Here is a 24,903-nt window from a genome sequence, read left to right on the forward strand (position 1 = left end):
ATCAACGGCCGTCAACGTGGGCGGCGGATCGCTTGGGTCGGGTCAGCGGGGCAGGACCGTCTCGCCGCTGAGGACCTGGGCGATGATCGGCGACAGTCGGGCCGCGGTCTCGGCGCAGGGCTCAGGGGCGACGACGCCGGTGCCGTGGAAGGTGGCGGTCCAGGTGCCGTGGGGGACCTTGTGACCGAGCACCCACTCCCACGGACCGGGCTCGTAGCCGCCGTACCAGCCACCGGTGCCCGAAGACGCGGCGGCCGCCGCGGCGGCACGGTCGGGCCTGCCCAGGGTCACCACCAACGGTTGCCGACCGTCTTCTCCCAGCGGCGGTGTGGTGTCCAGGCGGGGAAGGACCATGTACGCCACGATCGCGGTGGAGTCGGCCATCACCGGCGGCTGGAGGGGCGTCAGCGGAGTGTCGAGGTGATCGGGCAGGAAGTCCAGGGCGACTTGCAGCAGCGCACAGGGGTCGATCTCCTCCTCGCCGGTGAAGTAGTTGGCGCGGACACAGCGCTCCTTGACCGCGTTGAGCACCAGGCCCGCCAGGTCACCGGTACGTCGCTGGAATCCGTCCCTGATGTCGTGGTCGGCCAGGACGTCCTCAAGCGCTTCCAGAGCCCGAGCCGCATCATCAAGGACAGGATCGGTGTACAAGTCCCAACGAGAACCGGTGGCGGCCAGGCCGATCTGCATACGGAAGTAGCTGTCCACAAGAACCTCCCTGGGTACGGAAGCCCAGGATCCCGAAACAGCCGCCCCGCAGAGCGGACTTCACCGAACATGACCGACACGGGTCGTGCAGGCCCGAGCCCCGCACCGGAGGCTGCCTTAGAGTCTGCTGGGCAATCAACGGTGATCGATGGAGCGGACCATGTTCGAGGAACGGCTGAAGGAGTTCTCCCGCGAGCGTCTGGGCGGCCGTCCGCTCCCTGATGACCTGCGCACCATGCTGGTGGCGCAGTGGGAAGGTCGCACCGGTTTCCGCGACCTCCTCTTCCTCACGTTCCCGGAGCCGGGCGAGGTCGACATGCTGCGCGACACCAGCTACCTCAGCGAAGCCGAGCTGGCCGATCCCGAGATGCAGGCCATCTGCGCCGGAATGGCGGAGATGGGCAAGTACGTCAAGCTCGTCGCCAAGGACGAGGAGAACTGGATCGGCTACTGGCTGCACCCCGACGAGCCCGCCGACCGCCCCGCGCCGCTCGTCGAGCTCGACACCGAAGCCTCGTTCCGGCTCCTGCCGGGACGCACCCTGGCCGAAGCATGCGTCGCTACTTGCTCCCGCTACCTGGACGAGCCCGACGAACGGCTCGCCTTCACCGAACTGGCGGACGACCTCGCCGACCTCGGCCTGCCCCTCGCCCAGGACGCCTACGACGCCCTTCGCGAGCCTGAGCCCGTCGTACGCCCCGAGGACCTGGTGGAAGAACTCATCGACGCAGAACGGCAGAAGCGCGGCATCGCCTAGGCCTCACGCCCCTTACAGGCACGGCGTTAGGGTGAAACAATGTCCCCCCTTACGGAAGACCCTTCATCTCTAGTCGGCGAAGACGATCGCGACATGGCCGTGCACCGCCTGCAAGAGGCGTACGCCGAAGGGCACCTCTCGCACGAGGAGATGGACGAACGCCTCCACCAGGCGCTCACCGCCAAGACGCACGGTGACCTCGTGCCGGCCCTGGCCGCGCTCCCGCCGGAGAAGCCGGGCACCACCGCCACGATCACCGCTTTCAGCGGACGGATCCGGCGGCGCGGCGAGTGGCGGGTGCCGCGCGTGTTCAAGGTCGAGTCCGCGTTCGGAAAGGTGCGCCTGAACCTGTCCCGGGCGGTCATCGAGCACCCGGTGATCGACATCCGGCTGCACCTCGGCACCGGCAAGGCGACGATCATCGTGCCCCGCGACGCGGTCGTGGACGTCGAGCACCTGCACACCGGCTGGAAGGCCCTGCTCTACCAGCCCCCGCCGCACCCCCGCCCCGGCGGCCCGAAGATCCGGATCTCCGGGGGCATGGGGATGGGCCGTCTGAAGATCCGCCACGCGCGGCGCTGACCTCGTCGCGGCCTACGTCACCAGCGGTTGCGCGCCTCCTCGGCCCAGCCGGTGAGGCCGTCGAGGTCCACCCAGGTGCCGTCGTCGGCGCGCGCCCGTCCCGAGAAGTGGCCGAAGCACTGGTGGGTCTCGTTGCCCACCAGACCCAGTTCGGTGCGGGCCACCTTCTCGTGGAAGGGCCGGAACTCCACCTCGACCCGCGGGCCGGTGATCCGCCAGGGCCGCGACCAGTCGGTCCGGTCGTAGGTCCACGCCAGCTCGTCGCCGATCTTGTGCAGGCGGCCGTCGAGGAACAGGGCGTTCTCCGTCGAGCCGGTGCCGTCGGTCCACTTGCCGCCGAGCTGGATCGCCCGGCCGGGCCCGCTTCCGGCCGCCCAGTTCCACGTCATCGAGTACGGCCACTTGCCCCGGCCGTGGTCGAGCACGGCGAACGAGTCGGTCTCGTCGAACGCGAACTCCGCCGACCCCAGCCACAGGCGGCCGCGCGCCGGGCGGCCGACGTCCTTCAGCGTGTACTGGAACCGGTTCGGCCCCCACGGCACCACCACGCCAAGCGACTCGTGGCCCTCCGGCAGCGGCACCTCCAGGTCCAGTTCGACGCCGGGCGCGACGGCCCGGATCGCGGTGCCCGAGGCCGTCTGCTCGATGTCGATCTTCACGCCGCCGCCCCGCACCGACACCGTCCCGGCGCCGCTGCGGTCGGGGAAGACGGCGCCGCGGGCCAGCGGCACCACCGCGTCCTTGACGGTCTCGGCCCGGGTCTCCCGGTCGAGCACGTACACGCTGTTCACCGCCGCGTAGTCCAGCGAGGACGCGACCAGGCCGATGATGTGGCGCGGGGTGACGACGCCCCAGTACTCCCAGCGCTTGCACCGCCCCCAGCCCCGCAGGTTGCCGCGGTGCAGCGGCCGCCGGGTCCAGCCGACCGCCGCGGCGTTGAGCCGACCGTCGGCCCGGCACAGGTCGACGGGCTCGGTGATCTCCCGCTCGTGGGTGGTCATGGCAGCCTGAGCCTTTCGGTGATCGAGCGCAGCAGTTCCGCGGGCAGCTTGAGCACCGCCCGGTCGTAGGTGAGCAGGCCGTTGATCTCGTCCTCCACGTCGGACAGTTGCGTGTAGACGGTCGCGCTCAGCCCGCGCGCGATGGCGGGGATGATCTGCTCCTCGTGCAGCCGGACGAGCGCTTCGCCGAGCGCCTCCGCCGTTCGGTACCGGCGGTAGCCGAACTGCTTGTCGCCCCAGAGATGTCCCTCGACCGGCAGGCTGTACCCACCGTATTCGGACAGTATGAGCACCCGTCCGTCGGGGCGGGGCGGGCGGAACCGGCGGAAGTAGACGTGCAGGCTCTGCATGTCGCCCGCGCGCTGGTCGTGCCAGCCGCTGGCGTGGTCGATCGTGCGGGTCGGGTCGAGTTCGACGAGTTCGGCGGCGATCCGCGCGGCGTCGAACTGGCCCCAACCTTCGTTGAACGGCACCCACACCGCCAGGCTCACCACGTTGCGCAGGTGCTCGACCGTGGCGCGCAGCTCGGCCTCGAAGGCCGCGCGGCCCGCCGCGTCGGCCCGGCCGAACCGGCGGTGGCGGCGGTCGTCCAGCCGCAGGGCGGGCAGGACGGCGGGCGTGGTGATCACCGACGGGCGGTAGGGCGCGCCGCCGTTGACCATGTCCTGCCAGACGAGCATGCCGAGCCGGTCGCAGTGGTGGTACCAGCGCAGCGGCTCGATCTTGATGTGCTTGCGCAGCATGGTGAAGCCGAGCCGCTTCATCGTGGCGATGTCGTGGACCATCGCCGCGTCGTCGGGCGGGGTGTAGAGGCTGTCCGGCCAGTAGCCCTGGTCGAGCACGCCCGCGTGGAAGTAGGGACGGCCGTTCAGCAGCAGCCGGGGGACGCCGTCGGCGTCGGGTCCGACCGAGAAGGAGCGCATGCCGACGTAGCCGCGCACGTGGTCGGTGCCGAGCGACACGGTGACGTCGTAGAGGAAGGGGTCTTCGGGAGTCCAGGCGCGCACCTCGGGCAGGGGGATGCGGACGGGTTGACTTGCTGGAACCGTGGCGTGCGCGACCAGCGAGCCTCCGGCGGAGATCTCGACCTGCGCCTCGCCTTCGGACGCATGGACCGTCACCTCGACGCACGAGTCGTCCAGCAGCGGGGTCAGGGTGAGCCGTTCAACGTGGACGTCGGGCACGCGCTCGGCCCAGACCGTCTGCCAGATGCCCGACTGCGCGGTGTACCAGATGCCGCCGCGCCGCAGACGCTGCTTGCCCCGCGAGCCGTCCCCGGTGTCGTCCTGGACGGACACGACGACGACGTTCCCCGTGGGGCGCAGCGCGTCGGTGACGTCGAAGTGGAAGGGGAGGTAGCCGCCGGTGTGCCCGCCGACCTCGACGTCGTTGACCCACACCCGGCAGGTCTGGTCGACCGCGCCGAAGTGCAGCAGCACCCGGCCATCGGCGAAACCGTCCGGCAGGTCGAACGAGCGGCGGTACCAGAGGGTCTCCCCCGGGAGCAGTTGCCGGTTCACCCCGGACAGCGGCGCTTCCGGCGAGTACGGCACGAGGATCTCGCCCTGGTAGTTATCGGGGGCGTCGTCGCTGAACGCGTACTGCCAGCGGCCGTTGAGGTTCAGGTAGCTGTCGCGGACGAGCTGAGGGCGCGGGTACTCCGGAAGCGGGTTATCCGACACGGGTGAACCTCTTCAGTTCGCTGCTGGACTCGAATGGCCACGGCCGGGGCAACCCGTGGTTCATCAGCACGACGCCGTGGTGGATCTCCCCGGTGTCCCGGTCGCGGTAGCGGCCGTCCGGGTCGAGGCCCTTGATCCGGACGGGGGCCGTCGCGTGGACCAGCATCGTCGGCCGCCAGGAGAGGACGATGACGTCCGCGTCACGGGTGTACTGCACGGCCCAGTCGGCGAGACGGTCGGCGCGGCCACCGTGCACGACCGGGCGGATCTCCTTGTACCGCTCGACGAGGTGTGCCGCCTCCGCCAGGTCGGCCGGGCTCCATCGCCGCAGGTCGCCGCCGATGCCGAGCGCGCCCGCCATCGCGACGTGGAAGCGGAAGGCGAGCGGTGTCGGCCTGCCGGTGATGGCGTTCGGGCTGTCGGTCACCCACGCGCCCATCGTGCAGGCCGGGTAGAGCCGGCCGTAACCGTGCTGGATCGCGATGCGCTGGGCGGCGTCGGTGTTGTCGGAGGTCCAGATCTGGTCGGTGCGGGCGAGTATGCCGAGGTCAGCGCGGCCTCCGCCGCTCGCGCAGCCCTCGATCATCAGGTGCGGGTGAGCCGCGCGCAGGCGGTCGATCACGGCGTACACGTTGCGGATGTACGGCACCCACACGTCGTCACCGGCCTCGGTGACAGGCCGGTTCATGTCCCACTTGAGGAACGCGATGTCGTTGCCGGTCACCAGCTCGTCGAGCCGGTCGTACACCCACGCGGCAACGTCGTCCCGAGCAAGGTCGAGCAGCAGTTGGTCGCGCACTTCGGACGAGTGGCGGTTCGGCTGGCGCAGTACCCATTCGGGGTGCTTGCGGTAAAGCTCGCTGTCTTCATTGACTGACTCCGGCTCCACCCACAGGCCGAAGTCCATGCCGAGCCGCTTCACGTGCTCGATCAGCGGAGTGAGGCCGTCGGGGAAACGTTCGGGGTCCGGCCACCAGTCGCCCAGGCCCGCCGTCTCGCCCCGGCGACCGGCGAACCAGCCGTCGTCCACCACGAACAGCTCGACGCCGATGCCAGCGGCCAGGTCGGCCAGCTCCATCTGCTGCGCCTGGGAGATGTCGAACTCGGTCGCCTCCCACGAGTTGAAGATCACCGGCCGGGTCCGGTCGGGCGCGGGCAGGACATGGCAGCGGACGTGGTCGTGCCAGCGGTGGCTGATCCCGCCGAATCCCTCGGCCGAGTAGATGCCGGTGAACTTCGGCGTCTCCAGGGTTTCGCCTGGTCCGAGCCGCCAGGTCACGCCCTCGTGGCCGAACCCGCCGGTCCAGCCCGCGCGGCCGTCGCGATCGTGTTCGCAGGTGATGCGCCAACTTCCGCTCCAGGCCAGCGCCGCGCTCCACACCTCGCCGTGGTCCTCGGTCGCGTCGCCCGCGTCGAGCATCACCCACGGGTTGGCGTGGTGGCCGCTGTGCCCGCGCCTGCTGGTCAGCGTGGTCTCGGCCATCGCGAGCGGCGTGCGCCTGGTCTGGAACTCCGCGCCCCACTCGCCGGTGACGTGGGTGAGCCGGTAGTCCGGGCGGTGCGGGACGGTCCAGGCCGCCGAGTCGCAGCGCAGGATCGTGATCGGTGCCGCGCCGGTGTTGCGCAGGGTCGTCCAGCGGTCGATGGCGTCGTCGCCGGGCCTGACGCGGTAGTGGAGATCGATCTCCAGCGGGTAGTGCCGGTCGGCCATTCTGATGGTCAGGTGGCTGCCCGGATTGTCGTCGGTGATGTCGTGGCCGAGGTGCTGCCATTCGACGCCGCGTACGCCGTCGTCGTATCTGATCTGTAGGCCCGCCACGCCGAACCGTCCGCCGCCCTCGCTGGCGAGTTCCTCGCGTCCGGCGGGTAGGGCGCGGGCCTGGTCGAGCGTGAGGGGCGGCCCCCAGTGGGCGCAGCGCGGCGCGCCGTCCGGTCCGAGCCGCACGGCGTACGCGCTGGACGGGGTGGTGAGCAGCCACAAACCGGGTTCTTCGTGAACGATCACGACAACCACACTCCGGTGTCGGGTGGCAGCAGGTCGCCGTCGAGCGGTCCGCTGGCGAGCAGCACGTTCTGGTGCGGAGCCAGCGGCACCGGTTCGGAGCCGAAGTTCACCATCAGCGTGAAATCGGGGTCGCGGGCGAAGGCCAGCACGCTAGGAGGTGCGTTCAGCCAGGTCAGGTCGCCGTCGCCGAGCGCGGGGTGATCGCGCCGGAGGGCGAGGGCGGTCCGGTAGAGGTTCAGCGTGGAGCCGGGGTCGGCTTGCTGCGCGGCCACGGTCAGCTCTGCCCAGTCCTTCGGCTGTGGCAGCCACGTTTCTGGGGAGACGCGGGTATCCGCATCGCCGAATCCGTACGGTGCGGCCGTGCCGGACCAGGGGAGCGGCACGCGGCAACCGTCCCGCCCCATGAACGTGCGGAGCGTGCGTTCGAACATCGGGTCCTGCCGGGCCTCGTCCGGGATGGTGAGGTGTTCCGGCAGGCCCAGCTCGTCGCCCTGGTAGATGTACGCGCCGCCGGGCAGGGCGAGTAGCAGCAGCGCGGCGGCGCGGGCCCGCCTGGTGCCCAGCTCGACGTCGACGTCCATCCGACCCAGGAGGACGTCGGGGGTCGGCGCGCGGACCAGGGCTTGGTCGACGCCGTATCGGGTCACCATGCGCGGCACGTCATGGTTGCCCAGCACCCACGGGATCGACCCGCCCGTCTCGCGCGCCAGCCGGTGCGACTCGTCGATGACCGCGCGGAACTCCTCGGCCGACCACGGAGCCGGCATCAGTTTGAAGTTGAACAGCTGGGCCAGCCCGTCCCCCACCAGGTAGGGCCTGGCCTGGTCGGCGTCGAACCACATCTCCGCGACGGCGCTCCGGTCACCGGGATAGGAGTCGAGGATCGTGCGCCAGGACCGGTAGAGCTCCAGCAACTCCGGCTGGTGCTCGTAGGGTGTGGCCGCCAGGCCCGGCGTGAGCGGGCTGCTCTGGTCGCCGGGAACGACGTCGGGCAGGCCGTCCTGCTTGAACAACATGTTGGCCACGTCGATCCGGAACCCGGCCACGCCCCGGTCCAGCCAGAACCGCAACACCTCCTCGAACAGGGCGACCACGTCGGGGTGCCGCCAGTTCCAGTCGGGCTGGGCGGAGTCGAACAGGTGCAGGTACCACTGCCCGTCGGCCACCTGGGTCCAGGCCGGGCCGCCGAACAACGACCGCCAGTTGTTGGGCTTGTCGCGGAAGACGAACCGCTCGCGCTCCGGGCTGCCGGGACCGGCGGCCAGCGCGGCGCGGAACCATGGATGCTCGGCCGAGCAGTGGTTGGGAACGATGTCGACGATCACCTTGATATCCCGCGCCGCCGCCCCCGCCACGAGCGCGTCGAAGTCGGCCAGCGTGCCGTAGCGCGGATCGACGTCGCGGTAGTCGGCCACGTCGTAGCCGCCGTCGGCCAGCGGCGAGGGGTAGAACGGGCTCAGCCAGAGCGCGTCCACCCCCAGGTCGGCCAGGTGGTCGAGCCGGGACAACACGCCGGGCAGGTCCCCTTCGCCGTCGCCGTTGGAGTCGGCGAAGCTGCGCGGGTAGACCTGGTAGACGACGGCGTCCCGCCACCACGGTCCCGGCCCCGGCCGGTCCCCGTCAGACGATCGTTCAGCGGACACCGCGAATCCTCCAGATCAGGCAGGCTCCGAGCGCGGCGAAGGCGGACGCCACGCCGTACATGAGCGGGTAGCCGCCGGCCGAGGTGACCAGCGGCGCGGCGATCACCGGGCCGAGCGCGTTGGCCGCCGAGTTGGCCAGGCTCACGATGCCGAGGTCCTTGGCCCGGTCGGCGTCGGTGGGCAGCAGCTGGGTGACCATCGCCTGGTCGACGGCGGCGAAGATCCCGTAGCCCGCGCCGAGCAGCACCGACGCCGCGATGGCGGCGGTCCAGCTGGTCAGCAGCGTCAGCACCAGCCCGGAGGCGGCCATCGTGAGGCCGCCGACGAACACGGCGGGCCTGCGGCTGCCGTACCGGTCGGACAACCAGCCCGCCGCCAGCGTCGGCACGACGCTGCTCAGCGTGAACACCGCCACGAGCACCACGACGCCCTGCTCGACGGTCGACCCGGGGAACAGCCGCTCGTAGTGGACGGCGTCCCGCAGGTAGTACTGGAGGTAGCCGATCGCCATCGCGAGCGTGAGGGTGATCAGTAGCCGGCTCGTCCAGGCCCAGGCGAAGTCGGGATGCCTGCGCGGGCTCACCCACAGGCCGCGCAGGAAGGCCCGCAGGTCGAACGGCGCGGCCGTCCCAACCGTGGCCGTCTCGACCGTGGCGACGGCGGTCCCAGCGCTTCCAGCGGCGGTGGCGACAGTGTCGGAAGCCTCCACGGGTTCGCGGGTGAACAGGCCGAAGGGCAGGATCAGCAGCAGCGTCAGGGCCGCCATCGCGAGGAACCCGCTCCGCACGCCGGTCAGCAGGACCGTCACCACCACCCCGCCCAGCAGCGGCCCGGTCAGCTGGCCCACGGCCGCCAGCGCGGACGCCTTGCCGCGCTGGTGGACCGGCACCTGGTCGGGCACTGTGGCGATGGCGGCGGCCAGGGCGGCGGTGAACGCGAGTTGCGCGACCGCCCAGCCGACGACCAGCCCGGCCAGCGAGTCCTGCCAGGCGAGGAACACCAGCGCGGCGGCGCAGACCAGCGCGCCGCCCACGATCCAGGGGCGGCGCCGGCCGAACCGGGACCGGGTCCGGTCCGACAGGGCGCCGAACAGCGGGTTGGCGACGATCGTGCAGGCGGCGCCGACCGCGAACACGACCGCCAGCGACGCCTCCTTGTGCTCGGGATCGACGCGCACCATGTGGGAGGGCAGCAGGACCTGGTTGCCGACGGTCATCGCCATGATGACGCCCATCTGGGCGAGCGCCAGCAGCGCCATCCAGCCGGCCGACACCCGTCTCACGGGCGTGGTGCGCACCTCGTGCATGCGGTTCCTTCGGGGGAAAACATGAGAGGCTGACACGTTAGAACATGACAGGGCGTTATGTTAAGACTGAGAACGTGGAGAATCCCGGCATCCGGCGGCGGCCGGTCCAGCAGCGGAGCATCGACCGGGTCGAGCGCATCCTGGACGCCTGCGCCCGCCTGCTGGACGAGGTGGGCCTCGACGCGCTGACCACCGCCGAGGTCGCCCGGCGGGCCGGGGTGCCGGGCGGCACCGTCTACCAGTTCTTCGACGGCAAGCCCGGCATGTTGCGCGAGCTGGCGCTGCGCAACCTGGAACTGCTCCTCCTGCGGCTGCGCCGCCGGGTGGCCGAGGGGGGCGCGCTCACCTGGCCGCAGGCGGTCGAACTCGTGCTGGCCGAGACCATCGAGATGCGCAGGACGGTCCCCGGTTACACCGTGGTCGACTTCGCCGACACCCGGTCCGGCGGGCAGACGTTCCTGCCGCAGGGCGAGGCGGCCGAGGGCGGGGACGTGCTGGCCGAGCGGCTCTACCACTTCGCCCTCGACGAGGCCGGGCTGCCGCCGCTCCCCGACCCCTACCGCGTCATGCGGCTGGCCATCCAGACCACGGCCGCCGCCCTCCAGCTCGCCTTCGCGGCCTCCCCGGACGGCGACCCCCTCATGATCGAGCAAGGACGCAGGATGCTGCGCGCCTACTTCACCGAGGTGTCCTCCGCCGAGTGAGACGTGGGGCGGGGGCCCGTCCGGACGGTTGACGAGGACAGGCGGCGGTGGTCCATCGCAATCGCCGCGTCCGGATCGGGAGCGGGGTACAGGCCTCGGCTATTCCTGCGATTGCCGGGGGCCGAGCTGCACGTCCAGCGTCACGACGCCGTGCGGGGCGTCCGGCTGCTGCCGCGCCTGGTAGTCGCCGATGGTGGGCAGGATCTCCGCGTAACCGCACACGTCACGGAGCATGCGTTCGACACCGGGATAGCCCTCGTCGACGTAGAAGTCGGCCTCGTACTGGGGCAGCGGCTCCAGGAAGCGGATCTCCAGCGCCGACCGTTCCTCCTTGAGCAGGAACGCGGCGTAGAACTCCTCGTGCGGTTCGGCGATCCGGCGCTCCAGAGCGTCCATGTCCTCCTCGATGGACGGCGGGAAGACCTTGATCTTGCAGATGCCGAAGCCCTTGAGGCACTTGCGCTTCTTGCGCCCGAAGGCCCCTTTCACGATCGTGATCCCCTCAGCGCTGCCCTCCAGCAACACGCCGTTCACCACGCTGCTCGCCATGAGCCGGTCTCCTCGTGCTCGGCCGGGTCGATCCCGGTTCTGCGCTGCGGGGTGCGGACCGTGATCCGGACGACGGGCGCGGGCTCGGGGAGCCCGTCGCCGTCCGGCTACTGCGCCCAGGATCCCCCCGCTTCGCGTTCCCGTCACCCGCAGGCGGCTGCCCACATCCGGACATCCGGCGAGCGCGACGCCAGGAGCGGCCGGAAACCGCGCGACGGCTCACGCCTGGCCTGTCAGCGGCTCTCCTGAGCGGTCTCGGGCACCGGTGCCGACGGCACGTCGCCGAGCCCCACCAGCAGGGTGCGCAGCAGCGCCGCGAGTTGCCGCCGCTCATCGGCGCTCAGGGCGGCCAGCAGGCGTTCCTCCTCGGCCACGTGGTGGGCGAGGACGTCCTCGATGACCTGCCAGCCGCTCTCGGTCAGGGTGATGGCGACCGAGCGCCGGTTGGCGGGGTCGGTCTCGCGGGTCACCAGGCCCTTGGCCACCAGCCGGTCGATGCGGTTGGTGATCGCGCCCGAGGTGACCATGGCGCTGGCGGAGAGCGCGCCGGCGGTCAGCCGGTAGGGCGGCCCGGACCGGCGCAGGGTGCCCAGGATGTCGAACTCCCACAGCTGGAGGCCGTGGAGGGCGAAGTTCTCGCTCAGCCCGCGTTCGAGCCGGCGGCTCGCGCGCTGGACGCGGCCGATGACGCCCATCGGCGAGGCGTCCAGGTCGGGCCGCTCGGCGAGCCACTGCTCCAGCACGCGGTCGACGTTGTCGCCCATCCGGCCCCCTTCTCGACGTGCACGCGGTTGACGCAGCGTATCAACAGTCTTAAAGTCTTCAATGTTGAACATTTCAATATTGAGGAGTTCAGATGCTCCAGAACGCCGGTGGCGGCTCGCGCACCGCCGCCTTCACCGCCCTCGCCGCCGTCGCCCCGATCACCTGGGGGACGACCTACCTCGTCACCACCGAGTTCCTCCCGCCCGACCGCCCCCTGCTCTCCGGCGTGCTGCGCACGCTCCCCGCCGGACTCGCCGTCCTGCTGCTCACCCGCACGCTGCCCCGCGGCCGGTGGTGGTGGCGTTCGGCGGTGCTGGGCCTGCTCAACATCGGCGCGTTCAACGTGCTGCTGTTCGTCGCCGCCTACCGGCTGCCCGGCGGCGTCGCGGCCACCCTCACCTCGATGCAGCCGCTGCTCGTCGCCGGGATGGCCCTGCTGCTCCTGAAGGAGCGGCCGACCGCCTGGCGGCTCGGCTGGGGGGTCGCGGGCGTGGCGGGCGTCGCGCTGATGGTGCTGCGCGGGGAGGCGGCCTTCGACCTCCTCGGTGTCCTGGCGGGCATCGCGGCCGCGTTGTCGATGGCCACCGGCGTCGTGCTGACCAAGCGCTGGGGGGCGACGCATGGCGCGGGCCTGCTGTCGTTCACCGGATGGCAGCTCACGGCGGGCGGGCTGCTGATCGTCCCGCTCGCCCTGATCGTCGAGGGAACACCGCCCGCGCTGGACGCGGCGGCGGTCGGCGGCTACCTCTGGCTGGGGGTCGTCGGCACGCTGGTGGCGTACGTGCTCTGGTTCCAGGGCGTGGGACGGCTGCCGGTCGCGGCGGTGTCCTTCCTGGTCCTGCTCTCGCCCGTCGTGGCGACCGCGCTGGGCTGGCTGGTGCTCGGCCAGCCGCTCACCGCACTCCAGACCGCCGGGTTCGTCCTGGCCATGGTCTCGATCCTCGGCGCGCAGCTCACACCACAGGCGGCGAGCGCCCTGCTGCGCGTGACGCCGCGCGCGCACCGCTCCTCCACCTCCTGACATCTCGCACGTTCCCCCCGACGAAAGGAAACACCGACCATGGGTCGCACCCTGCTGATCACCGGAGCCACCGGCAGCGTCTCCAGCGCGCTGCGGACGGCGCTGGAAGGCTCCGACCTCGCCGTCCGGGCGATGGTCCGGGACGAGACCAAGGCCGCGCCGCTGCGCGACCAGGGCATCCAGGTCGTGCCCGGCGACCTGGACGATCCCAACTCGCTGCCCCCGGCCTTCGAGGGCGTCCAGGACCTGTGGCTGCTGGTCCCCAACGGGCCGCGCGCCCCGGAGCACAGCATGAACGCCGTGTGGGCCGCGCGGCAGGCGGGCGTCGAGAGGATCGTCCGCCTCTCGGTCGTCGGCGCGGCCCACGACGCGCCGACCCGCAGCGGGCGGCTGCACGCCCTGTCCGACCGCGAGCTGCAGGAGTCCGGGATGAGCTGGACCGTCCTGCGCCCGCACTGGTTCATGCAGAACCTGCTGAACGAAGCGGGCGACATCGCGGCGCACAGGCGGTTCTCCCTCAACGCCGGTGACGGCCGGCTGGGCATGATCGACGTCCGGGACATCGCGGAGTTCGCCGCGCGCGTGCTCACCGACGACCCGAAGCGGCACGACGGCAGGACCTACACGCTGACCGGGCCGAGGTCGGTCTCCTTCGCCGACGTCGCCCAGGGGTTCACCCGGGCCCTCGGCGAACCGGTCGACTACGTGCCGGTCTCCGACGAGGCCCAGCGCAACACCTTGCTGAGCTACGGCGTCCCGGCCTGGATCACCGACATGCTCATCGAGTACTCGCAGGCCTACGCCGCAGGCTGGGGCGACTACACCACCGGCGACTTCCTCGACGTCGTCGGGCACCCGCCGCGCGACGTGGCGGACTTCATCCGCGACCACCTCGCGGCCTTCTCCTGACCAGGCCCGGTCTGCGGTCGGGCACCACCGCCCGGCCGCAGACCCGTCAGCGACCGCACCACGAAAAGAGGAAGGACAGAAGATGAGGCGATCGATCGCGGTTCTCGCCACCGGCACGCTGGTCGTCACCTTGGCCACCCCCGCCGGAGCGGCATCGGCGCGGCGGGACGGCGCGTTTCCGACCTCCTTCGCGTTGCCCGACGGCTTCCGCCCCGAGGGCATCGCCATCGGCCCCGGGCCCGTCGCGTACTTCGGGTCGCTGGCCGACGGGTCGATCTACCGCACCGACCTGCGCACCGGCCGTGGCAAGATCGTCAGCCGAGGGCCCGGCACCCCCGCGGCCGGTCTCAAGACCGATGCCCACGGACGGCTGTTCGTCGCGGGCGGCACCGGCGGTGACGCGCGGGTCGTCGACACCCGCACCGGGGCGGTGCTGGCCTCCTACCGGCTCGCCACCGGCACCACCTACGTCAACGACGTGGTGCTCACCCTCGGCGCGGCCTGGTTCACCGACTCCTACAAGCGGGTGCTCTACAAGGTGCCGCTGCGCAACGGCCGGTTGCCCGCCGCCGCCGAGACGATCCCGATCACCGGCGACCTGGCCTACCGGGACGGCTTCAACGCCAACGGCATCACCGCCACCCCCGACGGCAAGGGCCTGCTCATCGTGCAGTCCAACACCGGACGGCTGTTCCGGGCCGACACGACCGGCCGCACCCGCCGCGTGGACCTGCGCGGCGAGTCGCTGACCGAAGGCGACGGCATGCTGCTGGAAGGCCGCACCCTCTACGCCGTGCAGAACCGGCGCAACGTGGTCACCGTGCTCCGGCTGGACCGTGCCGCGACGACCGCCCGCGTGGTGCGACGGGTGACCGACCGCCGGTTCGACGTCCCCACGACGCTGGCGGCGTTCGGAGGCCGCCTGTACCTGCCCAACGCCCGGTTCGACACCCCTCCGACCCCCACCACGCCTTACACGGCGGTGGCCGTTCGCCCGCGTCGCTAACCCGGCGGATCGGTGTGTTCGCGCAGGTGAAGCCCGCTATCGAGTCTTGGCCGTTACGCCTGGCAACGCTCGCGGTTAGGCGAGGACATCGTGGCTCCACGGCACGGTACAGAGAGTAGTTTCACAACTACCTTGTGTGAGGCGACATGAAAGCCATGGACCAGCCAAGGGAGTTCTCTTGCGCAAGCATCCGATCATTCGCCGCATCCTGACCGCAGCCCTCCTTCCCCTCGCTATGGGCGCCGTCGCGGTCGTGCCCGCCCAGGCCACCCCTGTGCGCACCACCGCCGTGACGGCCGCCCCGGCGCAGAACTGCGCCGGTCGCCTCATCGACCGCAAGGTCGCGTCCTACAACGGCAGCCCCGTCGCCGAACTGGTCGTCTACTACAAGGACGGCCAGAACTGCGCCCGCCTCAACCACCTCGGCGCGACCCGGGGCGTGCGGTTGCGGACCAGCGTGTTCCTCGTCGCCTGCCAGCAGACCCGGCCCGGCCCGCTGTGCGCCTTCCACGGCCGCCCCGCCGCGCAGGACGGCGCGTTCACGCACTTCGCCGGGCCGGTCCGCGTCCGCGCCGGAGGCCGCTGCATCCATGCCGCCGGTGACATCTACTTCCACGGCAAGCGGCATCTGGAAACCTCGCCCGCCGCCTCGCACTGCCGGTGACGGCCGTCGCGGGAAGGTGAGGCCCCGCCCGATCCGGCGGACCGGACGGGGCTTCGCCAAGCGGCGACACGCTCCGTCCCCTGCTCAGTGGGGAGACTCCACGATCCGCACGCGGTCGTCGTCGCCGTCGGAGAGGAACGACGCCATCGCTCCGCCCTCCTCGGCGACGGCGCTGCGGTCGGCCTGGGAGAAGCGGCGCAGCGGGGTGACCGTCACGGCGCCGTCCTCGACGTTCCAGGTCGCGGAGACCCGTCCGTCGACCAGGACGACGCGGACACCGGCGACCGACAGACCGCGGTGGGCGGTGTCGATGATCCGGCTGCGGTCGTCGTAACCGAGGATCGTGTTGTCAAAAGCTGGCAGGAACCGCACCGGGGCCGGGGTGTCGGGGTCCGGGCGCGGCGCGTCGGGAAGGTCCAGCAGTTCCCGGCCGCGCTCGTCGCGGAAGGTGACCAGTTCCTCGCGCAGCCCGGCCACCGCCGCCGGTAGCCCGGCGAGCCCGGACCAGGCGCGCAGGTCGGCCGTGGCGGCGGGACCGAACGCGGCCAGGTAGCGCCGCACCAGTTCCCGGCCCACGGGATCGGAGCCGTCCGGGGCGGGAGGGGCGATCTCGCGGCCCAGCCAGGACGAGAGCGGGACGTTGCGCACTCCCGCCTTCGTCCGCCAGAGCCCGCGCGGCGGCAGCTGCACCATCGGGACGAGGGCGCCGATCAACATCTCGCCGAGCGCCCGCGGCCCCGGTTCCGGCCAGCGCTCGGCCAGCGCCCGCCCGATCTCCGGCATCGAGCGGGGTTCGCCGTCGGCCATGAGCGCCCGGCCCGCCGCCGCGAGTTCGTCCAGATCCATCCCGGCGAGTTCGCGGCGGTAGACCCCGAGCACCCGCTGGCGCAGCATGGCGTCGTGGCGAGCCCGCCAGGCGAGGGCGTCGTCGGCGGTGACGAGGTGGATGGTCCGGCGCATGAGGTGGGTCCGCACGATGCTCCGGCCGACCAGCAGCTCCGAGAGCCGGGCGGGGTCGAAGGCGCGCAGCCGGGACCAGAGCCCGACGAACGGTTCCTGCGGCTCCTGCGCCTGGAGGCCGCCCAGGTGGGCGACGGCGTCGCGGACCGGCAGGTCGGCGCGGTCGAGCAGCAGTTGCCGCGCGAGCGTCGCGCGGTTGAGCGCCCGAAGGCTGAGAACGGTCATCGGTGTCTCCCCGGCTCGCGCGTCTTCACGGTGTCGTCGTCCCTTCGGTGTCGCTCAGGCCGCCGTCCGGCCGTCGAGGGTCTCGCGCAGGATGTCGGCGTGCCCGGCGTGCTGGGCGGTCTCGGCGATGATGTGCGTCAGCACCCGGCGCGCGCTGCGCACCGCGCCCGGCTCGTGCCAGGGTGCCTCCGGCAGCGGGTGCGCCGCCGACAGGTCGGGGAGCGCGGCGACGATCTCCTCGGTGCGGGCGGCGACGCGCTCGTAACGGGCGAGGACGCCCTCCAGCGTCTCGCCGGGCGACATCCCGAACTCCTCCTGGTGGTCGATCATCCACTGCGGGAACTCGCGCGCGGTGCCGGACGCGATGTCGGCCCAGGTGACGCCGTCGGGCAGGTCGTAGCGGAGCGCCGACGGCCCTTCGGCGACGAAGCGCGACCAGTCCTCCTCCATGGACGCGACGTGCTTGACCAGCCCGCCGAGGCACAGCGCGCTGACCGTCGGGCGCTCGCCGAGCTGCTCGTCGGTGAGCCCGCTGACGGTGCCGGTCAGGGCGACCCGTGCGGTCGCGAGGGCGGCGAGCAGGTCGGCGCGTTCGGTGTCGAGGGTGGTGGAGGAGAGGGTCATGGCGGATGTCCTTTGATCGTCGTCGTTGGCCGGTACGCGACAACCTTCGCAAGGGAAGAGGCCAGGATGTGTCCTCTTCTCCGGGCATCATGGACGTCATGGCGAAGACCTCAGCGCGTCTGCTGGCCCTGCTCTCGCTGCTCCAGGCGCGCCGGGACTGGCCGGGAGCGCTGCTGGCCGAGCGGCTGGAGGTCAGCCCGCGCACCGTGCGCCGCGACGTGGACCGCCTGCGCGAACTCGGCTACCCGATCACGGCCGTCAAGGGGCCCGACGGCGGATACCGGCTGGACGCCGGGACGCGCCTGCCCCCGCTGCTGTTCGACGACGAGCAGGCCGTCGCCCTGGCCATCGCGCTCCAGATCGCCACCACCTCCGGCGCGGGCATCGAGGAGGACGCGATGCGCGCGCTGCACACCGTCCGGCAGGTGATGCCCGCGCGGCTGCGCGGCCGGATCGACACCTTCCGGGTCACCGCCGTCGAGCCGCCGACGGCCCGGCAGGGGCCGCAGGTCGGCGGCGGCGTGCTCATGGCGCTCAGCGCCGCCGTCCATGCCCGGGAGGTGCTGCGCTTCGACTACGCGTCCCCGGCAAGGACGGACGAAGACACCATGGCCCCGCCGAGACGAGTGGAGCCGCATCACCTCATCACCTGGAACAGGCGCTGGTACCTGGTCGCCTGGGATCTCGACCGCGAGGACTGGCGCACCTTCCGCGCCGACCGCGTCACCCCGCGCTCGCCCACGGGCCCCCGCTTCACGCCGCGCGAGCTGCCCGGTGGCGACGTGGCCGCCTTCATCGCCGACCGGTTCAGGGGTGCCGGCGGTTCCGGCGGCTGGCCCTGTCTGGGCGAAGTGATCCTCGGCCTGCCCGCCGCCGCCGTGTCCCGCTACACCTATGACGGGGCCGTCGAGGCGCTCGGGCCGGATCGCTGCCGCCTCGTTCTCGGCTCGTGGTCGTGGACCGGCCTGGCCGCCGCCATCGGCGCGTTCGACGCCGACATCGAGGTCGTCGGCCCGGCCGAGCTCAGTGACGCCTTCGCACGCCTGGCCCGCCGCTACGCCGCAGCCGCCAGGCGGTGAGGGCGAGGCGGGCGCGGATCAGGCCGGTGGGATCGGCCATGGTGGTGCGGGCGGGCCCGTACTTCTCGACCACGCCCGCAGCGGCGATGGCCAGGCGATCCAGCAACGCCTCGTCCAAGGGGCTGGGCGGGCCGGGGCGCTCCAGCCACACCGTGCCGATCTCCTCGTCGTCCAGGGCGATGGGCGCGCTGCTGGAGACGGAGGCCGACGAACCGGAAACCGAACCGCCGTCGGGCGCGAACCGGATCGTCCGCCCCGTACTGTGCAGGCGGATCCCGGCCACGCACTCGGCCAGCCCCGCCGACGCCCGCACCAGCGCCGGAAGGTCCACCCGTCGGCGCATCAGCGTGTCGTGGAACATGACGACGCGGATCGCGCCCTCGACCTGGGTGTCCAGCTGCGACAACCGTGCCGCCAGTGCCTCCACGGCCGCGAGGATAGGCGGCGGTCCGCACCCGGTGCCCGGCGGGTGGCGGACGGGCGGCCATAATGATCACCGCTCGCGTCGAGGAGGCCGTGCATGCCGCAGATCACCGTCGAGTACTCCGCCTCGCTGGGGACACCTTCGACCGCCGGTCGTTCGCCCTCCACACCGGCGGCGCCGACCTCATCGGCAGCGCCCTGGGCGGCTATCACAAAGCCGTTCTCCCGTAGGTCGCCTCTCAGGTGGTGCCGGTCGTGGCGCGTTCGGCGACGTCGGCGGGGGCTGCGGCGATGACGCTGTCGAGCGCGCTGCGGGAGGTCTGCAGGTCGGTGATGGCCTTGGTGATCCGCTCGCGTTCCCTCATCAGGTCGCCGAGCAGGTCGGAGCATGTCGGCACCAGGCGCTCGCCCTCGTCACGCAGGCACGGCAGGATCGTGCCGATGGTGGCGGTGTTGAGGCCGGCGGCGAGCAGGCTGCGGATGCGGCGCACCGTGTCCACGTCCGCCTCGCTGTATTCGCGGTAGCCGCTGGGCCGCCGCGCGGGCTGGAGCAGGTCCTGCTCCTCGTAGTAGCGCAGCAGCCGTTCGTGCACGCCGGTCCTGCGGGACAGCTCGCCGATCCGCACGCCGTCCTCCTTCCCGCCGCTTGACTCTCACACCCATGTGAGACTCTAGCTTCTCCGCATGAGCAGGAGTCATGCCTCGCTCGCGGCCTTGTGCGCGAGCGTCTTCGTCGTCGGTACGTCGGAATACCTGGTCGCGGGCATGCTGCCCGAGGTCGGCGCGGATCTCCAGGTGTCGCAGGGCACCGCGGGGCAGGCGGTGACCGTCTACGCGCTCGGCGTCGTGATCGGCGGCCCCGCGGTGACCATGCTCACCGCGCGCCTGCCCCGCAAGCCCCTGGCGCTCGGGCTGATGCTGCTGTTCGCCGCGGGCAGCGCGCTCAGCGCCCTGGCCCCCTCCTTCCCGATGTTGCTGGCCGGACGGCTGGTCTCCTCGCTCAGCCACGCCGCGTTCCTCGCACTGGCGCTGGTGATGGCCACCAGCGTGGTGCCCGCGCACAGGACCGGTTCGGCGATCGCCACCGTGTCCTCCGGCTTCACCGTCGCCACCCTGCTCGGAGTACCGCTGGGCTCGTTGCTGGGGAACAGCGCGGGCTGGCGCGCCCCGTTCGCGGTGCTGACCGTGCTGACGCTGGTCGCCGTCGCCCTGCTGGCGTTGGTGCTGCCCAGGCAGCAGGCGCCGTCCGGCAGCCTGCGCGACGAAGTGCGCGTGGTGACGCGCAGGCCGGTGCTGCTGGCCATCGCCACCACGGCGGTCGGCTTCTCCGGCGTCGCCGTCGTCTTCACCTACATCGCGCCGCTACTCACCCGCGTCGCCGGTTTCTCCCCGTCCGCCGTCTCCGCCCTGCTGCTCACCTACGGGGTCGGCAGCTTCCTGGGCAATCTGGCCGCGGGCAAGCTGACCGACCGATCCATGTCCGCCACCATGCGCGGGGTCTTCGGCGGCCTGACCGGCGTGCTGGCGGCCATGCCGTTCGCCGTCGCCTGGCGGCCCACTGCCGTGCTCGCGGTCCTGGTCATGGGCCTGCTGGCCACCGCCACCATCGCCCCGTTGCAGGGCCTGATCCTGCGCCACGCCGGTGCCGCGCCGACGCTGGCGGTCTCGGCCAACGTCGGTGCCTTCAACCTCGGCGCCGCCGCCGGTTCCGCCCTGGGTGGCGTCCTCGTCACCACCGGCGCACTGCGCTGGACCGGCCTGGCAGGGGCGGCGCTCAGCCTGACCGGCCTGGCCCTGACCTACCTCGCCCTGCCCCGCACCGAGACGGCCAGCGCCTCGCACCAGGCGGGCTGGTCTTTAGAAGCCGCCCCAGAAGACGTATCCGGAGGTCGAGTCGACAGCCTTGGGCACTGAGCCCGTGGAGCCCTCCGAGGTCAGCGCGAGCTTCCAGTCGCCGTCCCACTTCACGGTCGTGGTCCTGGCCGTGCGGCCGCCGCGCACCGGGTCCCGCGACACCGTCCCGACGACGGCGGTCCGGGGCGTGTAGGAGACGATCCGGAAACCCGCGATCTGCGCCGCCTTCGCGGCCGGCACGACCTTGCCGCCCGTCCGCGTCCGCATATAGGCCGCCTGGCTCCCACCCGCCACGACCTGCTGCTGCAAGATCTTCCGCCACTGCGGTGACCGGTCGAGCCGCACGCTGATGTGCACCGCGGCCATCAGGGCCCCGCGCGGCGTGTGCTCGTAGCAGCGCGCGATGTCACCCTGGACGACGAGCGGTCCGACCGACGGCGAGAACGGCACCGCCACACCCTGGAACCGTTCCCAGTGCACCTGCCTCGGCGCGGTGTGGGGGATGCTCTGGTTGCTGTTGTCGGGCGTGCACCCGTCCGTCCCGGCCGAACTCGTGGTCTGGGGCGTCGGCTTCGCCTTGGCCGCCGCGGGCTTCTCCTGTCCCGGCCCGACACAACCGGCGGTGACCAGGGCTGCCAAGCCGATGATCACTGCGGGACAAGCTCTGCTGAACATGGAGGGATCCGTTTCGCCGGGGGGGACTGGCACGATCAGGCCGACATGCCAGACCCTGATCATCCACCAGCCGGAGAGCAGGACGGTCAGCCACTGGTCGCTTCTTCGACGATCTTCTTCAGGAGGTTCCCGCCCCTCGCCTTGTGGCCGTGCCGGGTCAGGGCATCGTCAGCACGACCTTGCCGTGGGCCTGGTGGTCGCGGAGCCGGTCGGCGGCCCGGTCGGCCTCGTCGAGGGGCAGGACGTGGTCGATGACGGCGCGGACGCGGCCGTCGGCGATGGCGGGGCCGAGCGCGGTGAAAGCGGTGGCGAGGGCGTCGCCGAGTTCGGCGGGCCGGGTGAACCCGAACGACACCCCGCGCACGCGCAGGTGCCGGTAGGACAGGGCGTCCAGGTCGATGGTCGAGGCGGCGCCGCCGAGGCGGCCGATGTTGACCACGGCGCCGCCGACGGCGGTGGCGGGCAGGCAGTCGGCGAAGGTCCGGCCGCCGACGTGGTCGAGCACGACGTCGGCGCCGCAACCGTCGGTGGCGTCCAGGACCTCGGTGGCGAGATCGCGTCCACCGGTCACCAGCACCCGGTCGGCGCCCGCGGCGACCAGCAGGTTCCGCCGGGCGGCCGTACGGGTGGTGGCCAGGACCCGGCGCGCCCGCAGGGTCCGGGCGATCTGCACGCCGATCAGGCCGACGGCGGAGGCCCCCGCGGTGATCAGGACGGTGCGGCCGGGCCGGAAGCCGCCGAGCGCCAGCGCGCCGTGCTCGGTCAGCAGGCCCGTGGGCAGCGCGGCGGCCTCGGCGTCGGCCAGGCCGTCGGGGACCGGCAGCACGTGCCGGTGGTCGGCGGCGACGTACTGGGCGAAGCTGCCGGGCGCGGTGCCCATGACGCGGTCCCCGGCGCGCAGCCCCCGCACGCCGCTCCCGACCGTCGCGATCTGCCCGGCGAACTCGAACCCGGCCGTGTACTCCCGGTCCGCGCCGTCCAGCATGGGGATGTCGGCGTTGTTGAGCGCGACGGCGTGGACGCGCACCAGGACCTGGCCGTGGCCCGGCTCGGGCACCGGCACCTGGCGCGCCTGCCAGTGCGGGCCCAGGCCGCCCAGCAGGGCCGTCATCTCCGTGGTCGTCATCTGTTCCCCTGTTCCACCGGTCAGGCGGCGCCGCTGTGCGCCAGCTCGCGGGACGCCTCGGCCTGGCCGGTCAGCTCCCCGGCCTTGCCGACGGCGGCGGCGACGGCGTCGTCCCCCGTGATCCAGCGCAGCGGCGGCCGCCCGGTCTCGACGATCTTGACGAGGCCGGCCGCGGTCCGGGCCGGGTCGCCGGGTCCCGGGTCGTTGTCGGCCCGCCAGTCGGCCAGCTTGGCGGCGGTGCGTTCGGCGTAGTCGCCGATCGACAGCTCCGGCCAGTAGACGGAGGCGTCCGCCTGTATTCCGGCACGGGAGAAACCCGGTTCGACGATGGTGGTGCGGATGCCGAACGGCTCGACGTCGAAGCGCAGCGACTCCATCCAGCCCTCGACGCCGAACTTGGACGCGGCGTAGGCCGCGCAGAACTCCCGCCCGGCCAGCCCCGCCGTCGAGGAGATCGTGACGATGTGCCCGGACCGCTGGGCCCGCATGACCGGCAGCACCGCGCGGGTGACGTTCATCGGGCCGAACAGGTTGGTCTCGATCTGCGCCCGCGTCTGGGCGGGCGAGACCTCCTCGAAGAAGCCGGGGTAGCAGGTGGCGGCGTTGTTGACCAGCACGTCGATCCGGCCGAAGCGCTCCACCGCCATCGCCGTGGCCGCCTGGGCCTCGTCGGGGCAGGTGATGTCCAGCCGCACCGCCAGCAGCCGTTCGTCCGGTCCGTCCAGCGCCCGCTCGACGTCGCCGGGGCGGCGGCCGGTCGCCATCACCCGGTGACCGGCCGACAGAGCGGCGGTGGCGATGGCGGCGCCCAGGCCGCGACCGGCGCCGGTGACGAAGAAGACCTTGCTCATGACGCTCTCCTCAGGGCCCGGTCCCGGCTGGATGGCCGGTTCCTCCCCTTTCGGGAGTTACCCTCCGCTCCGGGGTCGCGACGGCCCGGCCGGAAGGTGTGACCCTTCCTTGGCCGAGCCATTGCGTCCCGGCGGCCGGAACGGCCCGGGGGAGCCCGCTGGGTCAGCGCAGGTACCGGTGGATGGCGTGCCGGATCTGCGCGGGTGTCATCGGGTCGGTCGACAGGGCGCTGTGCAGGACGAGACCCTCGATGAGCGCGTCGAGTTCCCGGGCGGTGGTGGCGTCGAAATGGCGTTGCAGCGCCCGGCGGCTGCGCGCCATCCACGCCTTCGTGACCGCTTTCAGCGCCGGGTTCCGCGCCGCCGCCACGTACAGCTCCACGGTGAGGACGAGATCGTGCCGCGAGCCGAGCAGGTCGTCCGACACCAGCGTGATGACGGCCTCGACCGCCGCGGCACGGTCCCCGGCGGCGTCCAGGCGCTCGTCGAAGACCCGGGCCATGGCGTCGGCGTGCCGGGTGAACGCCTCGGCGAGCACCTCGTCCAGGGACGCGAAGTGGTAGGTCATCGACCCCAGCGGCACGTCGGCGGCGCGGGCGATCTCCCGGTGGGTCGTCCCGGCGACGCCGCGCTCGGCGATGACGGTGAGCGCGGCGTCGATCAGCCGGTCCCGCCGCCCGGGGTCGTGCCGCCGGGGCCGCCGCGGGGCAGGGGAGCGCCGCGCGGCCGGACCGCTCACGCCGGACCGCTCACGCCGCGTCCGGCCCGATCGTGCGGATCACGCGGGCGGGGTTGCCCACCGCGACGACGTTCGCCGGGAGGTCCCGGGTGACGACCGCCCCGGCGCCGACGACGGTGTTCTCCCCGATCGTGACCCCGGCCAGGACGATCGCCCCGCCGCCCAGCCACACGTTGTCGCCGATCGTGATCGGTGCCGCGGCCTCCCACTTGGCCCGGCGGGGCTCGGGGTCCACCGGATGGGTCGGGGTGAGCAGCTGCACGTTGGGACCGATCTGCACGTCGTCGCCGATGGTGATCGGCGCGACGTCCAGCGCCACGAGGCCGAAGTTGGCGAACGACCGGGCGCCGATGCGGATATGCCCGCCGTAGTCGACGCGCAGCGGCGGCCGGATCTCGGTGCCGTCGCCGACCTCGCCGAGCAGTTCCGCCAGGAGGCGGCGGCGCTCACGCCGGTCGCGGGCCGGGGTCGTGTTGAACGCGTCCGCCAGCTCCATGGCCCGCAGGGCGTCCTCGGCCAACTCCGGGTCGTCGGCGATGTACAGGTCACCGGCGAGCATCCGCTCGCGCATGGAACGGTCGTCAGGATCGGGCATCATGCGTACGACCGTACACATGGGGCATACGACCCGCCCGCCGACCGCCGCGCGAACTCCCGTGGCCGGATGCGGCCAACGGGTCGGGGCGGCACGATCGGAGCCCTTCCGGAGCCGCCCATCGGCCCGCGATCTTTCCTAGAGGTGACATCTCTATTACCCGGCGCGCCGGACGCTCCGCCCGGCGCGTGGCGATCGGTGCCCGAAGCCGTCCGGCACGGGGGGATCGGGGCGATGCGGACCGGCGTGTCGGGGTCGCGCGGGGGCGGTCGGCGGCCGATCTCCGATGAAGATGGTCAAGACGCCGGTCGGCCGACGCGATAACCTCGACGTGCTGTTGGGAAGGTACCCGGACGGGTGCCTAGAGCAACCCGACACAACGGCGGCGTGCCTCGCACACAGGCACAGCCCGCACGTGTACCGTCCAGGGTAGGCGTGAGGCCGCTTCCA

At 72.2% G+C, this 24,903-nt stretch carries 26 protein-coding genes; 9 read left to right on the plus strand and 17 right to left on the minus strand.

Features of this window, described 5'->3' with window-relative positions; all coding sequences use genetic code 11:
- Positions 1 to 42: 42 nt before the first annotated feature.
- Positions 43 to 708, minus strand: coding sequence for a hypothetical protein (locus tag AH6_RS15595; RefSeq protein ID WP_067480002.1), 666 nt, complete (start codon positions 706 to 708; stop codon positions 43 to 45).
- Positions 709 to 868: 160 nt separating this feature from the next.
- Here AH6_RS15595 and AH6_RS15600 point away from each other — a divergent pair, with 160 nt between their 5' ends.
- Both AH6_RS15600 and AH6_RS15605 read left to right on the plus strand, forming a co-directional pair.
- Entirely contained in the window at positions 869 to 1,465 is a 597-nt protein-coding gene (locus AH6_RS15600) for a hypothetical protein (protein WP_067480004.1), read from the plus strand.
- Positions 1,466 to 1,504: 39 nt separating this feature from the next.
- Positions 1,505 to 2,047 (plus strand): DUF1707 SHOCT-like domain-containing protein, encoded by a 543-nt coding sequence (locus AH6_RS15605; RefSeq protein WP_067480006.1) that lies wholly within the window; start codon positions 1,505 to 1,507, stop codon positions 2,045 to 2,047.
- Between the two features lie 17 nt (positions 2,048 to 2,064).
- Here AH6_RS15605 and AH6_RS15610 read toward each other — a convergent pair whose 3' ends face one another.
- The 5 genes from AH6_RS15610 to AH6_RS15630 are packed head-to-tail and all read right to left on the minus strand — an operon-like array spanning position 2,065 to position 9,684.
- Positions 2,065 to 3,048 (minus strand): DUF2804 domain-containing protein, encoded by a 984-nt coding sequence (locus AH6_RS15610; protein WP_067480008.1) that lies wholly within the window; start codon positions 3,046 to 3,048, stop codon positions 2,065 to 2,067.
- Positions 3,045 to 4,730 carry a glycoside hydrolase family 2 protein gene (locus AH6_RS15615; protein ID WP_067480010.1) on the minus strand — a complete coding sequence of 562 codons (1,686 nt, stop codon included), beginning with the start codon at positions 4,728 to 4,730 and terminating at the stop codon, positions 3,045 to 3,047. The genes AH6_RS15610 and AH6_RS15615 overlap by 4 nt, the downstream gene beginning before the upstream one ends.
- Positions 4,720 to 6,735: an alpha-galactosidase gene (locus AH6_RS15620; RefSeq protein WP_218005836.1), complete on the minus strand. Its 2,016-nt coding sequence runs from the start codon at positions 6,733 to 6,735 to the stop codon at positions 4,720 to 4,722. Before AH6_RS15620 ends, AH6_RS15615 begins: the two co-directional genes overlap by 11 nt.
- On the minus strand, positions 6,732 to 8,378 hold the full coding sequence (locus tag AH6_RS15625; RefSeq protein WP_067480013.1) for a glycoside hydrolase family 13 protein: 1,647 nt from the start codon (positions 8,376 to 8,378) through the stop codon (positions 6,732 to 6,734). Before AH6_RS15625 ends, AH6_RS15620 begins: the two co-directional genes overlap by 4 nt.
- On the minus strand, positions 8,368 to 9,684 hold the full coding sequence (locus AH6_RS15630; protein WP_067480016.1) for an MFS transporter: 1,317 nt from the start codon (positions 9,682 to 9,684) through the stop codon (positions 8,368 to 8,370). The genes AH6_RS15625 and AH6_RS15630 overlap by 11 nt, the downstream gene beginning before the upstream one ends.
- A gap of 74 nt (positions 9,685 to 9,758) precedes the next feature.
- On the opposite strand from AH6_RS15630, the gene AH6_RS15635 reads away from it, so the two are divergent.
- On the plus strand, positions 9,759 to 10,388 hold the full coding sequence (locus AH6_RS15635; protein WP_169807863.1) for a TetR/AcrR family transcriptional regulator: 630 nt from the start codon (positions 9,759 to 9,761) through the stop codon (positions 10,386 to 10,388).
- 99 nt (positions 10,389 to 10,487) lie between these two features.
- Here the strand turns inward: AH6_RS15635 and AH6_RS15640 are convergent, their stop codons facing one another.
- Both AH6_RS15640 and AH6_RS15645 read right to left on the minus strand, forming a co-directional pair.
- Positions 10,488 to 10,937 carry a hypothetical protein gene (locus AH6_RS15640; protein WP_067480020.1) on the minus strand — a complete coding sequence of 150 codons (450 nt, stop codon included), beginning with the start codon at positions 10,935 to 10,937 and terminating at the stop codon, positions 10,488 to 10,490.
- A 233-nt stretch (positions 10,938 to 11,170) separates the two neighbouring features.
- Positions 11,171 to 11,701, minus strand: coding sequence for a MarR family winged helix-turn-helix transcriptional regulator (locus AH6_RS15645; protein WP_067480022.1), 531 nt, complete (start codon positions 11,699 to 11,701; stop codon positions 11,171 to 11,173).
- A 92-nt stretch (positions 11,702 to 11,793) separates the two neighbouring features.
- On the opposite strand from AH6_RS15645, the gene AH6_RS15650 reads away from it, so the two are divergent.
- The 4 genes from AH6_RS15650 (at position 11,794) to AH6_RS15665 (ending at position 15,302) form a co-directional block, all read left to right on the plus strand.
- On the plus strand, positions 11,794 to 12,723 hold the full coding sequence (locus AH6_RS15650; protein WP_067480024.1) for an EamA family transporter: 930 nt from the start codon (positions 11,794 to 11,796) through the stop codon (positions 12,721 to 12,723).
- Positions 12,724 to 12,762: 39 nt separating this feature from the next.
- Positions 12,763 to 13,632, plus strand: a complete 870-nt coding sequence (locus AH6_RS15655) for an SDR family oxidoreductase (protein WP_067480026.1) — start codon at positions 12,763 to 12,765, stop codon at positions 13,630 to 13,632.
- An 82-nt stretch (positions 13,633 to 13,714) separates the two neighbouring features.
- Positions 13,715 to 14,638, plus strand: coding sequence for an SMP-30/gluconolactonase/LRE family protein (locus AH6_RS15660; RefSeq protein ID WP_067480028.1), 924 nt, complete (start codon positions 13,715 to 13,717; stop codon positions 14,636 to 14,638).
- A gap of 178 nt (positions 14,639 to 14,816) precedes the next feature.
- Entirely contained in the window at positions 14,817 to 15,302 is a 486-nt protein-coding gene (locus AH6_RS15665; RefSeq protein ID WP_157431500.1) for a hypothetical protein, read from the plus strand.
- A gap of 84 nt (positions 15,303 to 15,386) precedes the next feature.
- Here the strand turns inward: AH6_RS15665 and AH6_RS15670 are convergent, their stop codons facing one another.
- A complete protein-coding gene (locus AH6_RS15670; RefSeq protein WP_067480033.1) occupies positions 15,387 to 16,487 on the minus strand; it encodes a winged helix DNA-binding domain-containing protein in 1,101 nt (366 codons plus the stop codon).
- Positions 16,488 to 16,541: 54 nt separating this feature from the next.
- Positions 16,542 to 17,111, minus strand: a complete 570-nt coding sequence (locus AH6_RS15675; RefSeq protein ID WP_067480035.1) for a DinB family protein — start codon at positions 17,109 to 17,111, stop codon at positions 16,542 to 16,544.
- A 98-nt stretch (positions 17,112 to 17,209) separates the two neighbouring features.
- On the opposite strand from AH6_RS15675, the gene AH6_RS15680 reads away from it, so the two are divergent.
- On the plus strand, positions 17,210 to 18,190 hold the full coding sequence (locus AH6_RS15680; protein WP_067480350.1) for a helix-turn-helix transcriptional regulator: 981 nt from the start codon (positions 17,210 to 17,212) through the stop codon (positions 18,188 to 18,190).
- Here the strand turns inward: AH6_RS15680 and AH6_RS15685 are convergent.
- Together AH6_RS15685 and AH6_RS15690 are read right to left on the minus strand one after the other, a co-directional pair.
- The gene (locus AH6_RS15685) at positions 18,135 to 18,617 is read right to left on the minus strand and encodes a hypothetical protein (RefSeq protein ID WP_218005837.1); all 483 of its coding nucleotides are present in this window, start codon (positions 18,615 to 18,617) and stop codon (positions 18,135 to 18,137) included. The two genes, AH6_RS15680 and AH6_RS15685, sit on opposite strands and share 56 nt — an antisense overlap.
- Before the next feature lie 235 nt (positions 18,618 to 18,852).
- Positions 18,853 to 19,239, minus strand: coding sequence for a MerR family transcriptional regulator (locus tag AH6_RS15690; protein ID WP_067480037.1), 387 nt, complete (start codon positions 19,237 to 19,239; stop codon positions 18,853 to 18,855).
- Between the two features lie 58 nt (positions 19,240 to 19,297).
- Between AH6_RS15690 and AH6_RS15695 the strand changes: the two genes are divergently transcribed.
- On the plus strand, positions 19,298 to 20,527 hold the full coding sequence (locus AH6_RS15695) for an MFS transporter (protein WP_083982895.1): 1,230 nt from the start codon (positions 19,298 to 19,300) through the stop codon (positions 20,525 to 20,527).
- On the opposite strand, the gene AH6_RS15700 is transcribed toward AH6_RS15695, so the two are convergent.
- The 5 genes from AH6_RS15700 to AH6_RS15720 form a co-directional block, all read right to left on the minus strand.
- Positions 20,471 to 21,142 carry a DUF8175 domain-containg protein gene (locus AH6_RS15700; protein WP_157431501.1) on the minus strand — a complete coding sequence of 224 codons (672 nt, stop codon included), beginning with the start codon at positions 21,140 to 21,142 and terminating at the stop codon, positions 20,471 to 20,473. The genes AH6_RS15695 and AH6_RS15700 overlap by 57 nt on opposite strands.
- Before the next feature lie 157 nt (positions 21,143 to 21,299).
- A complete protein-coding gene (locus tag AH6_RS15705) occupies positions 21,300 to 22,268 on the minus strand; it encodes a quinone oxidoreductase family protein (protein WP_067480041.1) in 969 nt (322 codons plus the stop codon).
- 20 nt (positions 22,269 to 22,288) lie between these two features.
- Positions 22,289 to 23,119: an SDR family oxidoreductase gene (locus AH6_RS15710; protein ID WP_067480043.1), complete on the minus strand. Its 831-nt coding sequence runs from the start codon at positions 23,117 to 23,119 to the stop codon at positions 22,289 to 22,291.
- 163 nt (positions 23,120 to 23,282) lie between these two features.
- A complete protein-coding gene (locus AH6_RS15715; protein ID WP_067480045.1) occupies positions 23,283 to 23,858 on the minus strand; it encodes a TetR/AcrR family transcriptional regulator in 576 nt (191 codons plus the stop codon).
- Positions 23,859 to 23,868: 10 nt separating this feature from the next.
- Positions 23,869 to 24,456, minus strand: a complete 588-nt coding sequence (locus AH6_RS15720) for a sugar O-acetyltransferase (RefSeq protein ID WP_281180243.1) — start codon at positions 24,454 to 24,456, stop codon at positions 23,869 to 23,871.
- Between the last annotated feature and the right edge of the window lie 447 nt (positions 24,457 to 24,903).

The organism is Actinomadura hibisca NBRC 15177 (assembly GCF_001552635.1).
In the GTDB taxonomy this organism is placed as follows: domain Bacteria; phylum Actinomycetota; class Actinomycetes; order Streptosporangiales; family Streptosporangiaceae; genus Spirillospora; species Spirillospora hibisca.